The sequence below is a fragment of the Oscillibacter sp. genome (genome assembly GCF_040505565.1).
Taxonomy (GTDB): Bacteria; Bacillota; Clostridia; order Oscillospirales; family Oscillospiraceae; genus Oscillibacter.
Genome location: NZ_JBEUWZ010000012.1, coordinates 117,623 through 135,718 on the forward strand (window position 1 = coordinate 117,623; position 18,096 = coordinate 135,718).

General features: G+C 57.1%; 22 protein-coding genes. 9 read left to right on the top strand and 13 right to left on the bottom strand.

Annotated elements, in window-relative coordinates:
• Window positions 1–87 precede the first annotated feature (87 nt).
• The 8 genes from ABWQ15_RS06425 to hprK form a co-directional block, all read right to left on the bottom strand.
• Complete coding sequence (locus ABWQ15_RS06425) at window positions 88–531, bottom strand: C-GCAxxG-C-C family protein (protein WP_353907934.1); 444 nt, start codon at window positions 529–531, stop codon at window positions 88–90.
• Between the two features lie 27 nt (window positions 532–558).
• Window positions 559–1,188 (bottom strand): CatA-like O-acetyltransferase, encoded by a 630-nt coding sequence (locus ABWQ15_RS06430; protein WP_353907935.1) that lies wholly within the window; start codon window positions 1,186–1,188, stop codon window positions 559–561.
• 109 nt (window positions 1,189–1,297) lie between these two features.
• Window positions 1,298–2,215 (bottom strand): DNA-binding protein WhiA, encoded by a 918-nt coding sequence (gene whiA, locus ABWQ15_RS06435; protein WP_353907936.1) that lies wholly within the window; start codon window positions 2,213–2,215, stop codon window positions 1,298–1,300.
• A 13-nt stretch (window positions 2,216–2,228) separates the two neighbouring features.
• Window positions 2,229–3,296, bottom strand: a complete 1,068-nt coding sequence (locus tag ABWQ15_RS06440) for a gluconeogenesis factor YvcK family protein (protein WP_353907937.1) — start codon at window positions 3,294–3,296, stop codon at window positions 2,229–2,231.
• A gap of 29 nt (window positions 3,297–3,325) precedes the next feature.
• Window positions 3,326–4,186 carry an RNase adapter RapZ gene (gene rapZ, locus ABWQ15_RS06445; RefSeq protein WP_353907938.1) on the bottom strand — a complete coding sequence of 287 codons (861 nt, stop codon included), beginning with the start codon at window positions 4,184–4,186 and terminating at the stop codon, window positions 3,326–3,328.
• A 34-nt stretch (window positions 4,187–4,220) separates the two neighbouring features.
• Window positions 4,221–5,141, bottom strand: coding sequence for a UDP-N-acetylmuramate dehydrogenase (gene murB / locus ABWQ15_RS06450; protein ID WP_353907939.1), 921 nt, complete (start codon window positions 5,139–5,141; stop codon window positions 4,221–4,223).
• Window positions 5,142–5,158: 17 nt separating this feature from the next.
• Window positions 5,159–6,100, bottom strand: a complete 942-nt coding sequence (locus ABWQ15_RS06455) for an ROK family protein (RefSeq protein WP_353907940.1) — start codon at window positions 6,098–6,100, stop codon at window positions 5,159–5,161.
• Window positions 6,101–6,116: 16 nt separating this feature from the next.
• A complete protein-coding gene (gene hprK, locus ABWQ15_RS06460; protein WP_353907941.1) occupies window positions 6,117–7,058 on the bottom strand; it encodes an HPr(Ser) kinase/phosphatase in 942 nt (313 codons plus the stop codon).
• Window positions 7,059–7,379: 321 nt separating this feature from the next.
• Here hprK and rpmB point away from each other — a divergent pair, with 321 nt between their 5' ends.
• Entirely contained in the window at window positions 7,380–7,568 is a 189-nt protein-coding gene (gene rpmB, locus ABWQ15_RS06465; protein WP_014117937.1) for a 50S ribosomal protein L28, read from the top strand.
• 107 nt (window positions 7,569–7,675) lie between these two features.
• Here the strand turns inward: rpmB and ABWQ15_RS06470 are convergent, their stop codons facing one another.
• From ABWQ15_RS06470 to ABWQ15_RS06490, 5 genes are all read right to left on the bottom strand, one after another.
• On the bottom strand, window positions 7,676–8,677 hold the full coding sequence (locus tag ABWQ15_RS06470; protein WP_353907942.1) for an NAD(P)H-dependent glycerol-3-phosphate dehydrogenase: 1,002 nt from the start codon (window positions 8,675–8,677) through the stop codon (window positions 7,676–7,678).
• A gap of 74 nt (window positions 8,678–8,751) precedes the next feature.
• On the bottom strand, window positions 8,752–9,405 hold the full coding sequence (locus ABWQ15_RS06475) for a glycerol-3-phosphate acyltransferase (RefSeq protein WP_353907943.1): 654 nt from the start codon (window positions 9,403–9,405) through the stop codon (window positions 8,752–8,754).
• 4 nt (window positions 9,406–9,409) lie between these two features.
• Window positions 9,410–10,735: a ribosome biogenesis GTPase Der gene (der, locus tag ABWQ15_RS06480; protein ID WP_353907944.1), complete on the bottom strand. Its 1,326-nt coding sequence runs from the start codon at window positions 10,733–10,735 to the stop codon at window positions 9,410–9,412.
• Window positions 10,736–10,908: 173 nt separating this feature from the next.
• Window positions 10,909–11,112: a 50S ribosomal protein L32 gene (gene rpmF, locus ABWQ15_RS06485; protein ID WP_353907945.1), complete on the bottom strand. Its 204-nt coding sequence runs from the start codon at window positions 11,110–11,112 to the stop codon at window positions 10,909–10,911.
• Between the two features lie 57 nt (window positions 11,113–11,169).
• Window positions 11,170–11,670 carry a YceD family protein gene (locus tag ABWQ15_RS06490; protein WP_353907946.1) on the bottom strand — a complete coding sequence of 167 codons (501 nt, stop codon included), beginning with the start codon at window positions 11,668–11,670 and terminating at the stop codon, window positions 11,170–11,172.
• Between the two features lie 132 nt (window positions 11,671–11,802).
• Here ABWQ15_RS06490 and ABWQ15_RS06495 point away from each other — a divergent pair, with 132 nt between their 5' ends.
• The 8 genes from ABWQ15_RS06495 to ABWQ15_RS06530 all read left to right on the top strand — a co-directional run bounded on the left by ABWQ15_RS06495 (window position 11,803) and on the right by ABWQ15_RS06530 (window position 18,019).
• Window positions 11,803–12,762: an RluA family pseudouridine synthase gene (locus ABWQ15_RS06495; RefSeq protein ID WP_353907947.1), complete on the top strand. Its 960-nt coding sequence runs from the start codon at window positions 11,803–11,805 to the stop codon at window positions 12,760–12,762.
• Between the two features lie 120 nt (window positions 12,763–12,882).
• Window positions 12,883–14,079, top strand: coding sequence for an ABC transporter ATP-binding protein (locus ABWQ15_RS06500; protein ID WP_353907948.1), 1,197 nt, complete (start codon window positions 12,883–12,885; stop codon window positions 14,077–14,079).
• Window positions 14,069–14,914 carry an ABC transporter permease gene (locus ABWQ15_RS06505; RefSeq protein WP_353907949.1) on the top strand — a complete coding sequence of 282 codons (846 nt, stop codon included), beginning with the start codon at window positions 14,069–14,071 and terminating at the stop codon, window positions 14,912–14,914. The genes ABWQ15_RS06500 and ABWQ15_RS06505 overlap by 11 nt, the downstream gene beginning before the upstream one ends.
• The gene (locus tag ABWQ15_RS06510; protein ID WP_353907950.1) at window positions 14,911–15,768 is read left to right on the top strand and encodes an ABC transporter permease; all 858 of its coding nucleotides are present in this window, start codon (window positions 14,911–14,913) and stop codon (window positions 15,766–15,768) included. Before ABWQ15_RS06505 ends, ABWQ15_RS06510 begins: the two co-directional genes overlap by 4 nt.
• Window positions 15,769–15,832: 64 nt before the next feature.
• The gene (locus ABWQ15_RS06515; RefSeq protein WP_353907951.1) at window positions 15,833–16,906 is read left to right on the top strand and encodes an ABC transporter substrate-binding protein; all 1,074 of its coding nucleotides are present in this window, start codon (window positions 15,833–15,835) and stop codon (window positions 16,904–16,906) included.
• A 151-nt stretch (window positions 16,907–17,057) separates the two neighbouring features.
• Complete coding sequence (locus ABWQ15_RS06520; RefSeq protein WP_353907952.1) at window positions 17,058–17,210, top strand: hypothetical protein; 153 nt, start codon at window positions 17,058–17,060, stop codon at window positions 17,208–17,210.
• Between the two features lie 111 nt (window positions 17,211–17,321).
• Window positions 17,322–17,549 (top strand): hypothetical protein, encoded by a 228-nt coding sequence (locus ABWQ15_RS06525; protein ID WP_353907953.1) that lies wholly within the window; start codon window positions 17,322–17,324, stop codon window positions 17,547–17,549.
• Between the two features lie 194 nt (window positions 17,550–17,743).
• The gene (locus ABWQ15_RS06530; protein ID WP_353907954.1) at window positions 17,744–18,019 is read left to right on the top strand and encodes a zinc-ribbon domain containing protein; all 276 of its coding nucleotides are present in this window, start codon (window positions 17,744–17,746) and stop codon (window positions 18,017–18,019) included.
• Window positions 18,020–18,096 lie beyond the last annotated feature (77 nt).

The window sequence follows — 18,096 nt, forward strand, 5'->3', positions numbered from 1 at the left end:
TCCTATTCTTCTACATCTGTTCTTCCGCCGAAGCCGCCGCCGATGGCCAAAAAGGTGTCGTCGATGCTCAGGCGCTTTACGCCGCACTCATGCCGTCCGCTCCCCAAGCATCTCTTCAACGATCTCCACCGCCGTGACAATCATGATGGCACAGTGGTTCGACAATTGCATCCGTTTTGCGGCGGGAGTGGCGTCGTCCGGCTGATACTTTTTCGGCAGCAGCTCCGCACAGCGCAGGCAACCGAATCTCTCCGAAAACCGCTTTTGAAACTCTTTGGAAAGTCCCACAGCCCGCTTCTTTCCGGACACGGGGTCCTCGATGGTGGCGGGAAAAATTTGGGACAGCGTCATCACAGCCCCGGTAATAGCGCCGCACAGTTCTCCCGTCCCGGCACCGCTTCCAAAGCCGCCGCCAATGGCCAAACTCTCCGCCTCGCTCAGGCCAGTCACGTCCGAAAAGGCCGCCAACACCGCCTGACAGCAGTTGCAGCCCCGATTATGATAATTGTTTGCAAGCTCACAGCGATCCATTGTACAAATTCTTCTTTCTGTCATTTTTTACCGGGCCTTGGAAACCCGTTTTTCCAGCTCCTGATAAAATTTTCCCAGATGGATTCCGTCCACCAGCGCATGATGGGCCAGCACCGTCACCGGTAAACTCGTCCTTCCGTTTTCCGTCACGCACCGGCCCCAGGTCAGCCGCACATTGCTGTACGCCGGTCGGGGAATCGGCTGGGTCATAGACGTATAGTGGAGCCATGGGACGCAGGAGGCGAAGAAGTATTCCCCGCAGTCTCCGTCCTCATGGATCGTTCCGCCGTTCCGGGCCGCTTCCAAAGCCTTGCGTCCATCCGCAAGAAAAGCTTCCCACGGGAGCACCCCGTCCAGCGTGCAATAGGCATAGGCCCCGTCGGGTTTTGCCACGGTGCAGGAGCAGCGGCAGCTGCTGTACTCCACCACCCGGTCTCCCTCGATCCGCCGCCGCAGCTCTGGAACGGCGTTGGCCGCCGCCAAAACCTCATAGGTAAACGAGAGGAAAAACGGTGCGCCGCTGATCCGGAGTTTCTCCGTCAGGGCGGTAACATCCACCTCGCAGGTCACGCCCACATAGGGGTCGGCCATCGATCGGAAGTAGTCAAACTGCTCGCGGCGGGGGTCCTGGGACATATCGACAATCTGTTTTTCCATATTCGCTTCCTCTATTTGTCATCAAGCAAGGCACGTACGCTCATTTCTTCGGCGGCGCGGCCTTGCATGCGCGCCGGTAAGCGGACGGCCGTCGGTATTCCCGGATTTTTCATTTGGGTGCTTTGCCCTTCAGTTCCCTCGCCAGATTGATCAGCTTACGCAGGCGGTGGTTCAGGCAGGATTTGGTGACGGGAGGGTCAAAACTGTCCACCAGTTCTGAAAGACTCAGCTCCGGGTTTTCAAGCCGGATCGCCGCCGTCTCCTGAAGTTTGTCGGGGAGCTGTTCCATCAGCCCCGCGTCCATCAGCTGCCGGATCGCCTCCGTCTGTTCCAGCGCCGCGTCCACCGCCTTGTCCAGATTCGCGTTATCGCAGTTGAGACGGCGGTTCACGCTGTTTCTAAGGTCCTTTTCCATTTTCGCGCTCATGACGCTCATGGCCGCTACCGGCGCGCCCACCAGGGTCAAAAAGTCCTCGATCTGGTCGCTCTGCTTGAAGTAGGTGATATAGCTTCCGTTCCGGCTCAGCCCCTTTGGGGGAAAGCCGTTGTCCCGCAGAAGGGCCTCCAGCTCCCGGCTCACCTGCAAATGCGACGTCGCCAGCTCCAGATGATACCGCTTCAGCGGGTCGGTAACGCTTCCTCCGGCGAAAAACACGCCCCGCAGAAACGAGGCCCGGCAGCACTCCTCCTCCAACAGTCCGAAGTTGATGTGCAGCACAAGGTTCTGCGCCGGAGCATAGCCCAGCGCGTCGATCATGCCGTCCAGCTTCCTCCGGTCGGTAATCTGGAACACCAGCTTCCCGGGCGTCTCCGGCTCCGGTCTGCGGTCAAAGCGGATGTGGAACGCCCGATAAAAGAGCCGTGGAAGCCTTTCGGCAAAGTTTGGGTTCTCCGTGACGATACGGACCTCGCCGGAGTTGAACGTGTTGCAGTAGAGCAGGATGCCGTAAGCCTCCGCACGGGCGCAGCAGTGCCTCTGCACATCCAGCCGGCACAGTTCGTTTTTTGCGTCGTAGGAAAAGGACATCCCACTCACCTCCTCATCGTTTTGAATCCTCCACGCGGTAAAAATCCTTGTCAAAGGTGAACCTGTCCCCCGCGATGCGGACACTGCGCTCCGCGTGAAGCAGGATCAACTCCCGAGCCAGATGGCCGGGCTCGTGGCGGACAAATCCGTTTTCCACCGTGGCAATGGGCCGGTTGATGATCTCAACGCCCAGTTCTCCGCACCGCTCCCGATCACAGCGGATCAGCTCCGCGCCCTCCTCCGCGTACCGGGCGGCAACGCCCTTTGGAATGGGAGAGGAATTAGCCAGACACAGGTCGAACAGCTTTGGCACGGAGTGCTTGAACAGCGCCGCGATGTGGTCGGCGGCGGTATACCCCTCCGTCTCTCCCTCCTGCGTCATGACGTTGCAGACGTAAACTTTCAGCCCGTCGCATTCCCGGATGGCGTCCACGATGCCCTCCACCAGCAGATTGGGGATAATGCTGGTATACAGACTCCCGGGTCCCAGCACCACCATGTCCGCGTCTTGTATCGCCTTCACCGCCGCACTCAGCGCCTTCGGGCGCTCCGGCAGCAGACGGATCTGTCGGATGCGGCAGTCCTGCTCCTTTTTGCAGTAGGAGATTTTGGACTCTCCCACCACCCGTACGCCGTTCTCAAACTCCGCCTCCAGCTGGACGTTGGCATTGGTGACAGGCAACACCCGGCCGGTGATTGCCAAGACCTCGCTCATTCGGCTCACCGCCGCGTCAAAGGAGGGAGAGATCCCGTTCAGCGCCGCCAGAAACAGATTGCCGAAGCTCTGCCCCATAAGCGTTCCCTCGGAAAAGCGATAGTGCAGCAACTCCGCCATCAGCGGCTCCGTGTTAGCCAGGGCCTCCAGACAGTTTCGGATGTCCCCCGGAGGGGGCATTTGAAGATCGTGGCGCAGCATTCCCGAACCGCCGCCGTCGTCCGCCACTGTAACGATGGCGGTCAAATTTTCTGTATACTGCTTCAGCCCCCGCAGCATTGTGGAAAGGCCGTGTCCCCCGCCGATGGCGGCGATCCGCGGCCCATGCGCTCTGGGAAGGCGATAGGACGCCCGCTGATTTTCCATAGATTCCCCTTTCCGTGTAATTGGGCATTTCAGCCTGTGGGCATGTCCCGGTGATACTCCGTCACGGGGTAGCCCATTCCCTGGACAAATCCGGTCAGAGCATGAGCGATGGCCACGGAGCGGTGCTGTCCGCCGGTACAACCCACCGCAATGGTCAGACTGGTCTTTCCCTCCTCGGCATACAGCGGCAGCGTCAGCGTCAGCAGATCCTCCAGCTTGGAGAGAAAATCCCTGGTCTGCTGAAAGGAAAACACATAGTCGGACACCGCCTTGTCAAGGCCCGTCTTAAGCCGCAGCGCTTCCATATAGAATGGGTTCGGCATGAACCGTACATCCAGTACCAGATCGGCCTCCAGCGGCAGTCCGTACTTGAACCCGAAGGACGTCACCGCCACCGTCATGCCGGTTTTTTCGTCCTTGCCGCTGAAAATGCGCAGCAGCTCCGCGCGCAGCTGGGCGGTGGCCAGATTGCTGGTGTCGATCACATAATCCGCCTGTTCCTTGACCGGGCGCATGACCTCGATTTCCCGTCGAACAGCCTCTTCCAGCGTGTCTGTCCCGCTACTGAGAGGGTGGCGGCGCCGGGTCTCCTTATACCGCTTGATCACGGTCTCCGGAGACGCCTGCAAAAACAGCATCCGGCATACGCCGCCCATGCCCCGCAGCTTATCCAGCACATCGAACAGCTCCGTGAAGGAATCCGACGTCCGTACATCGTACACCAGCGCCACCCGGTCGTACCGTCCGTTGCCCCCCGCGCAGAACTCCGCGAATTTCAGAATCATCGCCGCGGGCATATTGTCCACAATATAAAAACCCATGTCTTCCAAAAAAGAGGCGGCTTTGCTCTTTCCGGCTCCAGACAGGCCGGAAATAATCAGAATCTCCATGAAATCACCTGTTTCTCTCTCCCTGGCGCGGCTTTTACCGCACAATTTTGACTTCCGGCTCCAGTCGAACGCCGGTGGCCGCAAGCACTCTCTCCTGTACCTGCTCGATCAGTCCCACCACGTCGGCAAAGGTGGCCCCGCCGCGATTGATGATAAACCCCGCATGCTTCTCACTGACCTGGGCGCCGCCCACCGTCAGCCCCTTCAACCCGCACTGGTCGATGAGCGTTCCAGCGAAATGGCCCGCCGGCCGCTTGAAGGTACTGCCCGCGCTGGGCCATTCCAGAGGCTGGCTGGCCCTTCGCTTCGCCATCAGCGCCTCCATATTCGCCCGAATCTCCGCCGGGTCGCCGGGCGTCAGGCGGAACACCGCAGATAAAACCACCCGGTCCGGGTGGTCAGTCAAAATACTGCGGCGGTATCCGAACTCCATTTCTTCCCGGGAAAGCGTCTTTACGCCGCTCGCCACGTCCAGCAGCGACACGGTCTCCGTGACCTGTTCCATCTCCCCGCCGTAGGCTCCGGCGTTCATGCACATGGCGCCGCCCACCGTACCGGGGATACCGTGGGCAAATTCCAAGCCCCCAAGCCCCTGCTTGCGGGCAAAATCCGCCAGCCGCGCCAGAGGAACTCCGGCCTCCGCCATCACAAGGTTCTCCGCCCCGCCTGTTTCCAGACGGTTCAAACCTTCGGAGGTGTCGATCACCAACCGGTCAAGTCCTTCGTCGGGCGCCAGCAGATTCGTGCCGTTGCCGATCACCAGCGGCCGCGCGCCGCATTTTTCGGCGAAGTCCGCCAGCAGCACCATCTGTGCCCCGCTGTTTGGAAACGCCATTCTCCGTGCCGGGCCGCCGATTCGGAAGGAGGTGTGGCGGCTCATTGCCTCGTCGGTTTTGATCGCAAGGTCCGGCAGATAGTCCGCTGCCCATTTGTCCAGTTCTTCAGCCCAGTCCATACAGGTCCTCCCAAACCTCAAATTGCCCGCTTGAGCAGCGCCGCGCCGATGATGCCCGCGTCGTTGCCAAGCTCTGCCTTGACCACCGTGGCTTTCCCGCCGCAATGGGCGGCGTAGCTCTCCTGATTTACAATCTCCCGCAGAGGCGTCAGCAGCAGTTCGTCCTCCGCCTCGCTGACACCGCCGCCGATGGCAAGCACCTCCGGCTGCAAAATGTTCAGCAGGTTCACAATGCCCGCCGCCAGATATTCCACATACGTCCTGCACAGCGCCCGCGCCGTCTCATCCCCCCGCATGGCCGCGGCGAAAGACGTCCGGCCCGAAACAACCTTTCCGTCTTTGGATTCTTCCCAGAGCAGGCTCTCCCGATCCCGTTCCATGGCTTCCTTCGTCATGCGGATCAACCCGGTGGCCGAGGCATATGCCTCCCAGCAGCCGCGCCGCCCGCAGTTGCAGAGTACGCCGCCTTTTTCCACCACCATGTGTCCCACCTCACCGGCCATGCCGCTGGCGGCATAGAGTTTGCCGCCCAGAATAAATCCGCCGCCGATTCCGGTACCCAGAGTCACCACGGCAAAGTTCTTCGTCCCCCGTCCCGCACCGCCGAAATATTCACCCACGGCGGCGCAGTTGGCGTCGTTTTCAAGCAGTACCGGAACGTCCAGATATTGGCTGAACAGTCTGCCGATGGGGACATTTTGCAGTGGGATGTTGCAGGTGTAAAGAACATCCCCCTCCGCTACCGCGCCGGGGATGCCCATACCCACGTATTTCAGCTCTCCGGGAACCACGCCGCCGTCCCGCGAGACCTGCGCCGTCAGCTCCGCCAGCTTCCGGACGAAGTACTCTTCACCCTGAAACATGCCCAGAGGAATTTTTCGCGTTGCCAACAGGCGGCCCGCCTCGTCCACGAGGCCTGCTTTCAGATTCGTGCCGCCCACGTCGATCCCTACGTACATCGTCTCCGCTCCTCTTTCAGTCCTTTTTGCCGCTGCCCAGATCCGCCCGTTCATCCACCCGCCGGGCCAGCTCCTCCGCCGCGTTGAAGCCGAAACGCCGGTGGCGGTTGTTCATGGCCGCCACCTCCACGATGCTGGCCAGGTTTCGCCCGGGCCGGACCGGAATCGTGACGCAGGGTACCTGTAAATCCAAAATCTCCGTAAAGTGGTCCTCAATACCCAGCCGGTCGTAAAACTTGTTATCGTCCCACTGCTCCAGCTGCACCACCAGGTCGATCTGGGACTCTATCTTGATGGCCCGCATTCCAAACAGCTGCCGCACGTCGATCACGCCAATGCCCCGCAGCTCAATATAATGCCGGATCATCTCCGGCGATGTGCCAAGCAGCTGATTGGATACCCTCCGGATATCCACGGAATCGTCCGCAACCAGCCGGTGGCCCCGCATGATCAGCTCAATGGCGGTCTCGCTCTTGCCGATGCCTGAGTCTCCGGTGAGCATCACTCCCTCGCCGTACACATCCATCAGCACACCGTGCCGCCCGATACAGGGCGCCAGCTTGCGATTCAAAAATTCGATGGTATGGGCAGTGAAGTCCACAGTGGTCTCTGTGGTGCGCAGCAGGGTCCGTTCATGCTCCTGAGCGCTTTGCAGACACTCCGGGAAGCAGTCCAGATCCCGGGCGATTACCAGCGCCGGTATATCATAGAGGAACAGGTCGTCAAACGCCTTTTTCCGCTCTTGGGATGTCAGCCCCTTCAGGTACATGACCTCCGCCTTGCCGATCACCTGTAGCCGGCGGGGATCGAAATAATCGTAAAAGCCCAGAAATTGGAGGCCGGGCCGGTTCACATCTGTGATGGAGAGGACCGCCTCCTCGTAATCATTTCCGCGATTGAGGATCTGCAGGTCAAATGAAGCCGCAAAATCCTTCATCTTCAGTCCGTTGCACGACATAAGCGCCCGTCTCCTTTTTTGCGGCGGCACAAAAGCCGCCGCTCCCACTTTTTGTTCTGTAGGCGCACAAGTCAAAGCTTTTTCCCGCAGTCCGCGCGTCAAATGCCGCCGCACGGACCATCCAACAGATACGCCTGTATTAATATGCTTTATTATAACGTATGAGTCGATTTTTCGCAACTGTTTCACCTGCGCGGCCCGTTTTTTATATTTTAAATTTTTTTGAAATTTCCCCTTGCTTTTTATGTTTTTTTCTGCTATTATATCAGCTGTGCCTGTGAAAAATGGGTGTAATTCCGAAACAGCAAGGAGGTGCAACGGATGGCTAAGTGCGAGTTTTGCGATAAGGGTATCACCTTCGGTATCAAGGTGTCTCACTCCCACAGACGTGCCAATCGTCCCTGGAAGCCCAATGTGAAGCGTGTCAAGGCAATCGTCAATGGTACGCCGCGCCATGTGTATGTTTGTACCCGGTGTCTGCGTTCCGGTAAAGTCACCAGAGCGGTCTGATAAGACGAATCAACTCCCGAACCTTTTGGTTCGGGAGTTTTTTTGTCCTGCGGCATGTGCGCAGCGCCGCCCCCGTCCGGGAAGCGGCGCTTTCCTGAAACAGCCGGTCACATCCAGTCGTAACCCAGCTCGTCTTTTTTGGAGCGGGTCATCAGCTCCGTCACCACGTCCCGAACCTGTCTGCCCTGATAGAGCACCTGATAGGCGCAGGTGCAGATCGGCATTTCCACTTCGGCTCTTTGGCCCAGCTGATAGACGCTCTCGGCGGCATAGTAACCCTCCACCACCGCGCCCACCTCGTCCATGGCCTCCCGGGCCGTCTTGCCCTGACCGATCAAAATACCTGCCCGACGGTTTCGGGAATGCATGGAGGTGCAGGTGACGATCAGGTCACCCATTCCGGCAAGTCCGGCAAAGGTCTGGCGCTGTCCGCCCAGCGTCTCGCCCAGACGGGCGATCTCTCCCATGGCGCGGGTCATCAGCAGGGCCTTTGTATTGTCCTGAAAGCCCATGCCATCGCAGATGCCACAGCTGAGGGCCACTACGTTTTTCAGCGCGCCGCCCAGCTCTACGCCCACAATATCCGGACTGGTATAGACCCGGAAATTGCGGTTCATAAATGCGTCCTGCACCAGCTTCACAGCCTCGCCGCTCTCTCCCGCCGCCACACAGCCGGTGGGCAGGCGAACGCTCACTTCTTCCGCATGGGAGGGGCCAGACAGCGCCGTCACGGGGAAACGCCCGCCCGTTTCCTCCTCCACCAGCTGGCTCATGCGCAGGTTCGTATCCCGCTCAATGCCCTTGGAGACGCTGACCAGCACCGCCCCCTCCTTTAAAAACGGCGCGGCCAGCCGGATATTGCTCCGAACGGCATAGGACGGGGAGGCGGAAACCACAATCTCCGCGCCCTGCACACATTTCGGGTCACCGCTGAACTTCAATGCCGCGGGCAGCTCCACATTCGGCAGGAGGGGATTTACCCGGGTCTGCGCCATCAGCGCCGCCTTCTCTTTGCTGTGAGACCAGAGGGTCACGTCGTGCCCGTTGTCGCAAAGGACCATGGCCAGAGCCGTTCCCCAGCCGCCGCTGCCTAAAACTACCGTCTTCATATCCAAATCCCGCTTTCTCTGGAAATTTTCCGGGCGAGCCGTTCCACCGGGGCGGCGCCGCCTTTAAGTACCCGTTACTTTTTGTGGTGGAAGCTGAACTTGCTCTCCTCACCCTTCAAAAGCCGTCGGATGTTGGCCCGGTGGCCCCATACCAGCAGAGCGCCATAGCAGCCGGATAAAAACGCCAGCACCAGACTGTGCATTACAAAATAGGTAGCAAATGGGAACATCGTTCCGGCATAGATAGAACCAAGTGAAACATAACGCGTGAAAATTACCAGCAGCAGGAAGCCGCCCCAGACGATCAGCGCCACACGCCAGTCCAGCATAATTGCCACGATGCCGCCGGATAGAACGCCTTTTCCACCCTTGAAGTGGAACATGCAGGGGAACATATGCCCAATCATGCAAAACAGTCCGGCAAACAGTTTTCCAGAGGCGGCGGCACCCATAAAATGTCCGAAAACCGCCATGCCGATCAGCACGGCGAATATCGCCTTGAGCACATCCGTGAGGATCACCACAAAGGTCAGCGGCCCGCCGAAGGTGCGGTAAAAATTCGTCAGGCCCGCGTTACCGCTGCCATGGGTACGGATATCATCCTTCAAAATATACTTGGAGACGATCACCGCCCCGTTGAAGCAGCCCAGCAGGTATGCAGCCAGCGCCGTCAACACGCCAAGTCCGATCACTGCGGGCAGCGGCGAGGCCTGATAAATTGGACCCATATCCTTATTCCTCCTTGTCGCCCTTTTGCCGGATAGAGAGGATGATAGGCGTCCCCGTCAATCCGAATACAGCGCGGATCTGATTTTCGAGATACCGCTGATAGGAGAAGTGGAACAGCCCCGCGTCGTTGCAGAACACCACGAAATGAGGCGGGCGGATGCCCACCTGCGTCATATAATAGATCTTCAGCCGGCGGCCCTTGTCGGAGGGGGGCTGAACGCGGGTCTGCGCGTCGGAGAGGACGTTGTTCAGCATACCCGTGGTAATGCGCAAAGACGCCTGATTGCTCACGGCCACAATCAGCTCAAAGAGCTTTTCGACACGCTGCCCCGTCAGGGCGGAGATGAACAGCACCGGGGCGTAGGTCATGAATCCAAGGTCACGCCGAATATCGGCGGTGAGACGGTCCATGGTCTTTTCGTCCTTGTCCACCAGATCCCACTTGTTCACCACGATGACGGACGCTTTGCCCGCCTCGTGGGCAAGGCCGGCCACCTTGGTGTCCTGCTCGGTCACGCCGTCCCGCCCGTCGATCAGGATGAGGCACACGTCGCTGCGCTCAATGGCCATGGTGGCCCGGAGAACGCTGTATTTTTCAATATCCTCTTCCACCTTGGACTTCTTGCGCATTCCCGCAGTGTCGATAAACAGGAATTTTCCCTGCTTGTTCTCAAAGGGAGAGTCGATGGCGTCTCGGGTGGTGCCTGCCACATCGCTGACGATGCTCCGCTCCTCCCCTAAAATTCGGTTCAAGAGAGAGGACTTGCCCACGTTGGGCTTTCCGATCAGCGCCACCTTGATGGTGTCTTGGCCTTCTTCCGTTTCCTCCTCCGGCGGGAAAAACTTCACGCAGGCATCCAGCAGATCGCCGGTGCCGTGCCCATGGACGGCGGAAACGGCGATCGGATCCCCCAGGCCCAGATTGTAAAACTCGTAAAAATCCGGATTCATCGCACCGGTGGAATCCATTTTGTTCACCGCCAAAACGATGGGCTTGCCGCTTCTCAGCAGCATATTGGCCACCTCGTGGTCGGAGGCGGTAAGGCCGGTCTTCACATCGGTCAGAAAGATAATAACCGTGGCGTGGTCAATGGCCAGCTGCGCCTGCTGACGCATGAAGGTCAGGATCTGATCGTCCGTCCGGGGCTCGATGCCGCCGGTGTCGATCAGGGTAAACGCGCGACCGCTCCAGTCCGTCTCCCCGTAAATTCGGTCACGGGTGACGCCCGGCGTATCCTCCACGATGGAGAGCCGCCGGCCAATCAGCTTATTGAACAGCATGGACTTGCCCACATTGGGCCGGCCTACAATGGCAACAATGGGTTTCATGGGTTTCCTCCCGTTTCTCTATATTCAAGGCTCCCGCCGGGACGCCTGTCCGCTTCTGTCTCTCATTATACCCGGAAGGCACGGAATTGCAACCGCACAGCCGGGAAATTTATCGAACACAAAACAAGGAGGAAAGAGCGGACTCTTTCCTCCTCATTATGATGCAAAAAAACTTATTTTGCAGCGTTAGCGGCCACGGACTTGACGACTTTAATCGTCCGACCGTTGTAAGTACCGCACTCCTTGCACATTCTGTGAGGCAGGTGCAGCGCACCGCATTTGGGGCAAGCCACGAGACCGGGAGTCGCCAGCTTCCAGGTGGAGCTGCGGCGCTTGTCACGTCTTGCTTTGGATACTTTTGCCTTGGGTACTGCCATGATGACACCTCCTTCAGATCAGCGGCAGGCTCTTCGCCTTTCCGCTCTGGTTCCGTTTTATAAATTGTTCTCTAAAAGTTTTGCAAGGGCCGCAAGGCGCGGGTCCGCGTCCTTCTTGCAGCCGCAAGGGCCGAGGTTCAGATCGGCGCCGCAGCGGGGGCAGAGTCCTTTGCAATCTTCTGAACACAAAAACTTGGCGTCCATTTCAAGGATGAACGCAGTGCGGGCCAGATCGCCCACATCCAATTCGCCGTCCTCCAGCAAAACGATCTCGTCGTTTTCCTCGCTCTCCAACTCCTCCGCAAGCAAGCAGTGGAATTCCACTTCCTTGGGAATCCGGATCGGCTTTGCGCAACGGTCACACACGGCATCCAGCGTTGTGGATGCCGCCATGGAAAGCTCCAGCAATCCGGCGGTGTTCCGCACAGAACCCCGGACCGAAATCGGCTCCTGGGCAGGATACTGGCCGTTCAGCTCCGTGTCGGACAAATCCAGCGTAAACTGAAAATCCAACGACTTGCCGGGGAAATTCAAAATAGGTTTTACGTCGAAACGCATAGTACACCTCGCAATGACACGAGTAGTATTATAAGTGATAATTCCCGGCTTGTCAAACACTTTTTCTGAATTCCTTGCATTTTTTCAAAAATCGGATACAATGTTCGTATATCTATCTTTCTGGAGGGTTCTATGCGGGAATTCACCATCAACAAAAACGACGCCGGACAGCGGCTGGACCGGTTTGTGGCGAAAGCCACGCCGCTGCTGCCCCCCGCTCTGGTGCAGAAATACATCCGGCTGAAGCGGGTGAAGGTCAACGGCAAGGGCTCCAAGCGGGAGACCCGACTGGAGCCCGGCGACGCTGTGCAAATGTATATCAACGACGAATTTTTTCAGGAGCCGGATGAGAAGGAAGACAAATTTCTCTCTGCGTTTCACGCCCAGCTGGACATTCTATATGAGGATGAAAACCTGCTGCTGGTCAACAAGCGCCCGGGTCTGGTGGTCCACGCCGACGAGACGGAGAAGGTGAACACCCTGGTCCACCACATCCAGGCCTATCTGTATCAGAAAAAGGAATGGGACCCGGCAGCGGAGAACTCCTTTGCCCCGGCGCTTTGCAACCGCATTGACCGCAACACCGGCGGCATCGTCATCGCCGCGAAAAACGCGGAGACTCTGCGTATTGTCAACGATAAGATCCGCACTCACGAGCTGCGCAAGGCCTATCTGTGCGTGGCGGTGGGCAGGCCGAAGCCCCCCGCCGGAAAAATCGAGGGCTTCCTCCTGAAGGATGAAAAGGAAAAGCAGGTCTCCTTCTACCACCACCCCGTCCCCGGTGGGCGCAGCGCCGTCACCTACTATCAAACGCTTCAAACCAGGGGAGAGCTGTCTTTGGTGGAGTGTGAGCTTCTGACGGGCCGGACCCACCAGATTCGTGTCTCCATGACCGAGATCGGCTGCCCCCTGCTGGGGGACGGGAAATACGGCCGGGGCGAGGTAAATCGGAGCTATCACGAGCAAAAGCAGTGCCTGTGGTCGTACCGATTGGCCTTTGATTTCAAGTCCGATGCCGGGCTCCTGGAATATTTGCGGGGCAAAGTCTTCCAAGTGGAAAATATTCCATTCAAAATTCGCTATTTTTCTTGACTTTTCAATGGGTTTTCGATATAGTCTTTAGTTGCCGAATTTCAACGAGAAAGGTTCCCCCTCAACAGAGAAAAGAGGCGCTTCTATTATTGTATAAATTATAGAAACGGGGGAGGATACATGTCCAAAGAGTTGATTCGTCTGCGGGATCTCTGCATGGCGTTTGACGACGAGCTGGTTCTCGATCATTTAAATCTTTACATCAATGACAAAGAATTCCTCACACTGCTTGGCCCCAGCGGCTGTGGCAAGACCACAACGCTTCGGATCATCGGGGGTTTCACGACGCCAATGTCGGGAGACATCCTGTTCGACGGTGTGAGGATTAATGGCGTTCCGCCCTATCAGCGGCAGATCAACACCGTATTTCAGAAGTATGCGCTGTTTCCCAACATGAATGTTTTTGAAAACGTGGCCTTCGGCCTGCGGATGAAGCGCATTCCCGACCCCGCCGACCCCAGCGGAAAGCGGATGGTGAAGCTGTCGGAAGCAGAGATTGAAAAGCAGGTTCTTGAGATGCTGGAAACCGTCAGTCTCAGGGGCTTTGAGCTTCGCAAGCCGGACGCCCTCTCCGGCGGTCAGCAGCAGCGGGTGGCCATTGCCCGGGCGCTGGTAAACCGACCCAAGGTGTTGCTGCTGGACGAGCCATTGGGCGCGCTGGATCTGAAGCTCCGAAAGGATATGCAGCTCGAACTGAAAAAGATTCAGCAGCAAGTGGGCATCACCTTCGTCTATGTCACCCACGATCAGGAGGAGGCCCTCACCATGTCCGACACCATCGTTGTGATGGACAAGGGCTCCATCCAGCAGATCGGTACGCCGGAGGATATCTATAACGAGCCTAAAAATGCTTTCGTGGCGGATTTCATCGGAGAGTCCAACATCATCGACGGACTCATGGTTCAGGATCGTCTTGTGAAACTGTACGGCAAGACCTTTCCCTGCGTGGACGAGGGCTTCGCCCAGGGCGAGCCGGTGGACGTGGTGGTCCGCCCCGAGGACATTGACATTGTCCCCGTGGAGCAGGGTCAACTGGTGGGCACCGTCACCAACGTGACCTTCAAGGGAATGCAGTATGACATCATCGTGGATTTCCGGGGCTTCAAGTGGCTCATCCAGACCACGGACCACTCCCCTGTCGGTGCAAAAATCGGGGTTAAAATTGACCCCGACGGCTTCCACATCATGAAAAAGAGCGCGTATTCCGGAAAATTCGGAGATTACAGCTCTTATAGTGAAGAATACGACGAACTCTCCGACGCGGAGGCACTGGACGAGGAGGAGGATTCTCCAGAGGGCAGCGGCAATGAAGAATAAGGGCCTTGCCGTGCCGTACGTCGTCTGGATGGCGATTTTCGTGGTTGCGCCGCTATTTCTGGTGGTGATATACGCTTTCCACGACGGCAGCCGCTTTACGCTGGACAATTTTCGCGTCATGGGGACCTACGCCGCCGTGTTCGGACGGTCCTTCCTGCTGGCTGCCATCGCAACGCTGGTGTGTATTCTGATCGGCTACCCCGTGGCCTGGTTTCTGGCCAGAGAGGGTCCCGGTATGCGGCGCATCGCCACCATCCTGATCATGCTGCCCATGTGGATGAACTTTTTGCTGCGGACCTACTCCTGGATGTCCATTCTGGAAAACACCGGACTTTTGAATTCCCTGTTCCAGAAAATCGGCCTGATTTCTCTGGTCAACCATGTTTTCGGGACAAATTTTGCCTACTTTCCCATGATCAACACGCAGGGAGCCATTGTGCTGGGCATGGTATACAACTATCTGCCCTTTATGATCCTGCCCATCTTCACGGTCATTGAAAAGATCGATCCCTTGCTGATTGAGGCGGCTCAGGATCTTGGGGCCAACAGCGCCGTGGTCTTCCGCAAGCTGATCTTCCCCCTGTCCGTCCCCGGCATTCTCTCCGGCATCACGATGGTATTCGTTCCCTCCGTGGCCACCTTCGCCATCTCCCGGTTGCTTGGCGGCGGTATGGTGACACTTCTGGGCGACCTGATCGAGACCCAGTTTCTGGGCGGGGCGTATAACCCCTATCTCGGCTCCGCCATCTCTTTGGTAATGATGGTCATTGTGTTGGTGTGCATGGCCGTGATGAACCGCTTTGGCGAGGGCGAGGAGGAGGCGATGCTGCTGTGAAAAAGAACAATTTCGCCAACCGGGTATTTCTGGCGCTGATCTTCCTGTTCCTCTACGCGCCCATTTTCGTCCTGATTATTTTTTCCTTCAACGCGACGAAAAGCCGGACCGTCTGGGGCGGTTTTTCCCTGCAGTGGTACGGGCGTCTGTTTCAGGACAGCGCCATCCTGAGCGCCCTGCAAACCACGCTGCTGGTCAGTGTTTTGGCGTCCCTGATCGCCATGCTTGCGGGCACCGCCGCCGCCATCGGCTTTGCCGCTTTGAAGCGACGCAGCCGCCATGCGCTGATGTCCGTCAACAACATCCCCCTGACCAACGCGGATATCGTCACCGGCGTCTCGTTGTCGCTGCTGTTCATGCTGGCCATCAACGCTTTTAACAGCACGCTTGGCAGGGCGCTGGATATCACGCTGGTCAAGGGCTTCGGCACCATGCTCATCGCCCACATCACCTTCGATATTCCCTATGTGATTCTCTCCGTCATGCCCCGCCTGCGGCAGCTGGACCCCCACATCTATGAGGCGGCGCAGGACTTGGGAGCCCGCGGCTTCTACGCTTTCCGCAAGGTCATCCTCCCCGATCTGATGCCCGGCATCGTCAACGGTGTGATCATCGCTTTTACCATGTCGGTGGACGATTTCGTTATCTCCTATTTTACCGCGGGCAACAAGGTCTCCACTCTGGCGATGGAGGTCTATTCCATGGCAAGGCGCCGCATCAGTCCGGAGATCAATGCCATTTCAACGCTTTTATTTGTCGCAGTGCTGGCAATGCTGGTGATCGTGAACCTCCGCCAGGCGCGGCAGGACTCCGCAGCCCGACGCCAGAAAGCCACCCTGACGCCAAAGAAATAAAGCTCTGGCGCGGTGCGCCGTTGATATAGTCAAATCTTAATTTCGTAAAGGAGAACATAAAGAATTGAAAAAGGTCCTTTCTTTGGTTCTGGCAGTCCTTCTGGTCTGCCCTCTGCTGACCGCTTGCGGCGGCAGCTCCAGCAGTCAATATCCCAACGGCGAGGTAAATGTTCTGAACTGGGGAGAGTATATCTCCGACGGACAGGACGGAACCATGGATGTCATCGCCAAGTTTCAGAAGGAAACCGGCATCAAGGTCAACTACAATGTCTGTCCCGACAACGAGACGCTGTATGCCAATTTGAAGCAGGGGGATTCCTACGATGTGATTATCCCCTCCGACTATATGATCTCCCGTCTGATCGACGAAGGGATGTTGACTCCGCTGAATTTTGACAACATTCCAAACGCGGCGGATGTGGACCCCAAATTTTTGAATCCGGCCTATGACCCGAACAGCGCCTATTCCGTCCCCTATATGTGGGGTACCGTGGGCATCATCTACAACACCACCATGGTGGATCAGGCCGTCACCAGCTGGGATTCCCTGTTTGATAAGAAATACGCCGGGCAGGTGCTAATGATCAACAACTCCCGGGACGCCATCGGCGTGGCGCTGAAGGACCTTGGCTACTCCTACAATACCACGGATCAGTCCCAGATCACCGCGGCGGTGAACCTTCTGATTCAGCAGAAGAAGGATGGCATCGTTCAGGCCTACGTCATGGACGAGATCTTTGACAAGCTTGAGGGCGGCGAGGCCGCCATGGGCGTGTATTACGCCGGGGACTATCTCACCATGCACGAGAACAATCCGGATTTGGCCTTTGTGATTCCATCCGAGGGGTCCAATATCTTCACCGACGCCATGTGCATCCCCGCCGGAGCCGCCAATCAATCGAACGCGGAGAAGTTTATCAACTTTATGTGCTCCACGGATGTGGGTGTTGCCAACTGTGAGGCCATCGGCTACTCTACCCCGCTGATGAGCGTCACGAAAGCTTTGGATCCGACCATTACCTCCAACCCGGTGGCTTACCCCTCCGACGATGTTATGGCCTCCTGCGAGGCATTTTTGAACCTGCCGGATGCCACCCTGAAGTTCTACGACTCCGAGTGGCTGCGGCTGAAAGCCTGAGCAAACGCCTTTGAAATGACGGCGGGAAACCGATTTGCGGTTCCCCGCCGTTTCGTCTTTTCGTCCTTTTTCAGGATCAGCGCTCTTTGCATTTTCTGGAGGTTGCATATAAAAAGCAAATCTGCAAAAAATGAAAGCGAGGTGATGATTTATGCCGAAAGACAGTCAGCTTGACCCCAAGTCCGTCCGTGAAGAGAAGGCGAAGGGCGGACCAACCTTTGCTCAAAGCGCGCTTGATGGCGAGGGCCGTAATGACAAAAAGCAGTCGGGAAACCGCTACAAACCCGGGGATGACAAAAAATAATAGTTGCAGTCATAGATGCAAAGCAAGTAGCCTCGCCTGAAATTTTCTCACATCAAATGCCTCTCTGGAATAAAATGTTCTGTGCGATCATTCAGATGGGAGGCACGTACCATGGAAGCAGCCTTGAATACAACTATTTGTGCAATGGTCCGGCAGGTCCACCCACGCAGTCTGCTGGTCTACGACCAAAGCACAGCTCAGGAGATACTGGTCCATACGGCAAACGCCTGCCGCTTTTCCATTGGAGACTGCGTATGCATTCATTTCAGCGGGATCATGACCATGAGCATCCCGCCCCAGATCTCCGCCACCCGCATTTGCCGGGCTAACTGCTGCTGATTCGCGGGCCCTGCCTTTTATGGCAGGGCCTGTTTGTTGCAACTATTTACATCTGTATCAGCCGCTCAGTCCTGGATCGGCCCGACCGACTCTCATTTTAAATTTTTTCCATATTTTTTTGTTGACATTTTCAAATATGTAGAATATAGTTATACTATCGTCAACATGGCGAACTAAAATTAAAGAGGTATCTCATGTATCAAGACAAAACACTCGTGTGCAAAGACTGCGGTCAGGAATTCACCTTTTCCGCCAGCGAGCAGGAATTTTTTGCTGAAAAAGGCTTTACAAACGAACCCCAGCGCTGCAAAGCGTGCCGCAATGCCCGCAAGCAGAATTCTCGTGGAGACCGCGGAGAGCGTCAGATGTATGATGCTGTTTGCTCTGAGTGCGGTAGACCCTGCAAGATTCCTTTCCAGCCCCGTGAAGACCGTCCCGTCTACTGCAGCGAGTGCTTCGGAAGAAGATAAGCAAAATTGTTTACCCTCTGGCCGCCCCTATTGGGGCGGCCTTTTTTTGTCCTTAACCGATCTTCTGTCCGAGGGAT

Excerpts from the sequence above, each read along its gene's own strand:
- hprK (WP_353907941.1), bottom strand. The coding sequence starts at position 7,058 with ATGTCGTGCAACGGACTGAAGATGAAGGATTTTGCGGCTTCATTTGAC.
- ABWQ15_RS06470 (WP_353907942.1), bottom strand. The coding sequence starts at position 8,677 with ATGAAGACGGTAGTTTTAGGCAGCGGCGGCTGGGGAACGGCTCTGGCC.
- ABWQ15_RS06505 (WP_353907949.1), top strand. The coding sequence starts at position 14,069 with ATGAAGAATAAGGGCCTTGCCGTGCCGTACGTCGTCTGGATGGCGATT.
- ABWQ15_RS06495 (WP_353907947.1), top strand. The coding sequence starts at position 11,803 with ATGCGGGAATTCACCATCAACAAAAACGACGCCGGACAGCGGCTGGAC.
- murB (WP_353907939.1), bottom strand. The coding sequence starts at position 5,141 with ATGGACTGGGCTGAAGAACTGGACAAATGGGCAGCGGACTATCTGCCG.
- der (WP_353907944.1), bottom strand. The coding sequence starts at position 10,735 with ATGAAACCCATTGTTGCCATTGTAGGCCGGCCCAATGTGGGCAAGTCC.
- whiA (WP_353907936.1), bottom strand. The coding sequence starts at position 2,215 with ATGTCCTTTTCCTACGACGCAAAAAACGAACTGTGCCGGCTGGATGTG.
- ABWQ15_RS06425 (WP_353907934.1), bottom strand. The coding sequence starts at position 531 with ATGGATCGCTGTGAGCTTGCAAACAATTATCATAATCGGGGCTGCAAC.
- ABWQ15_RS06440 (WP_353907937.1), bottom strand. The coding sequence starts at position 3,296 with ATGGAAAATCAGCGGGCGTCCTATCGCCTTCCCAGAGCGCATGGGCCG.
- rpmB (WP_014117937.1), top strand. The coding sequence starts at position 7,380 with ATGGCTAAGTGCGAGTTTTGCGATAAGGGTATCACCTTCGGTATCAAG.
- ABWQ15_RS06530 (WP_353907954.1), top strand. The coding sequence starts at position 17,744 with ATGTATCAAGACAAAACACTCGTGTGCAAAGACTGCGGTCAGGAATTC.
- ABWQ15_RS06430 (WP_353907935.1), bottom strand. The coding sequence starts at position 1,188 with ATGGAAAAACAGATTGTCGATATGTCCCAGGACCCCCGCCGCGAGCAG.
- ABWQ15_RS06520 (WP_353907952.1), top strand. The coding sequence starts at position 17,058 with ATGCCGAAAGACAGTCAGCTTGACCCCAAGTCCGTCCGTGAAGAGAAG.
- rpmF (WP_353907945.1), bottom strand. The coding sequence starts at position 11,112 with ATGGCAGTACCCAAGGCAAAAGTATCCAAAGCAAGACGTGACAAGCGC.
- rapZ (WP_353907938.1), bottom strand. The coding sequence starts at position 4,186 with ATGGAGATTCTGATTATTTCCGGCCTGTCTGGAGCCGGAAAGAGCAAA.
- ABWQ15_RS06490 (WP_353907946.1), bottom strand. The coding sequence starts at position 11,670 with ATGCGTTTCGACGTAAAACCTATTTTGAATTTCCCCGGCAAGTCGTTG.
- ABWQ15_RS06500 (WP_353907948.1), top strand. The coding sequence starts at position 12,883 with ATGTCCAAAGAGTTGATTCGTCTGCGGGATCTCTGCATGGCGTTTGAC.
- ABWQ15_RS06455 (WP_353907940.1), bottom strand. The coding sequence starts at position 6,100 with ATGTACGTAGGGATCGACGTGGGCGGCACGAATCTGAAAGCAGGCCTC.
- ABWQ15_RS06525 (WP_353907953.1), top strand. The coding sequence starts at position 17,322 with ATGGAAGCAGCCTTGAATACAACTATTTGTGCAATGGTCCGGCAGGTC.
- ABWQ15_RS06475 (WP_353907943.1), bottom strand. The coding sequence starts at position 9,405 with ATGGGTCCAATTTATCAGGCCTCGCCGCTGCCCGCAGTGATCGGACTT.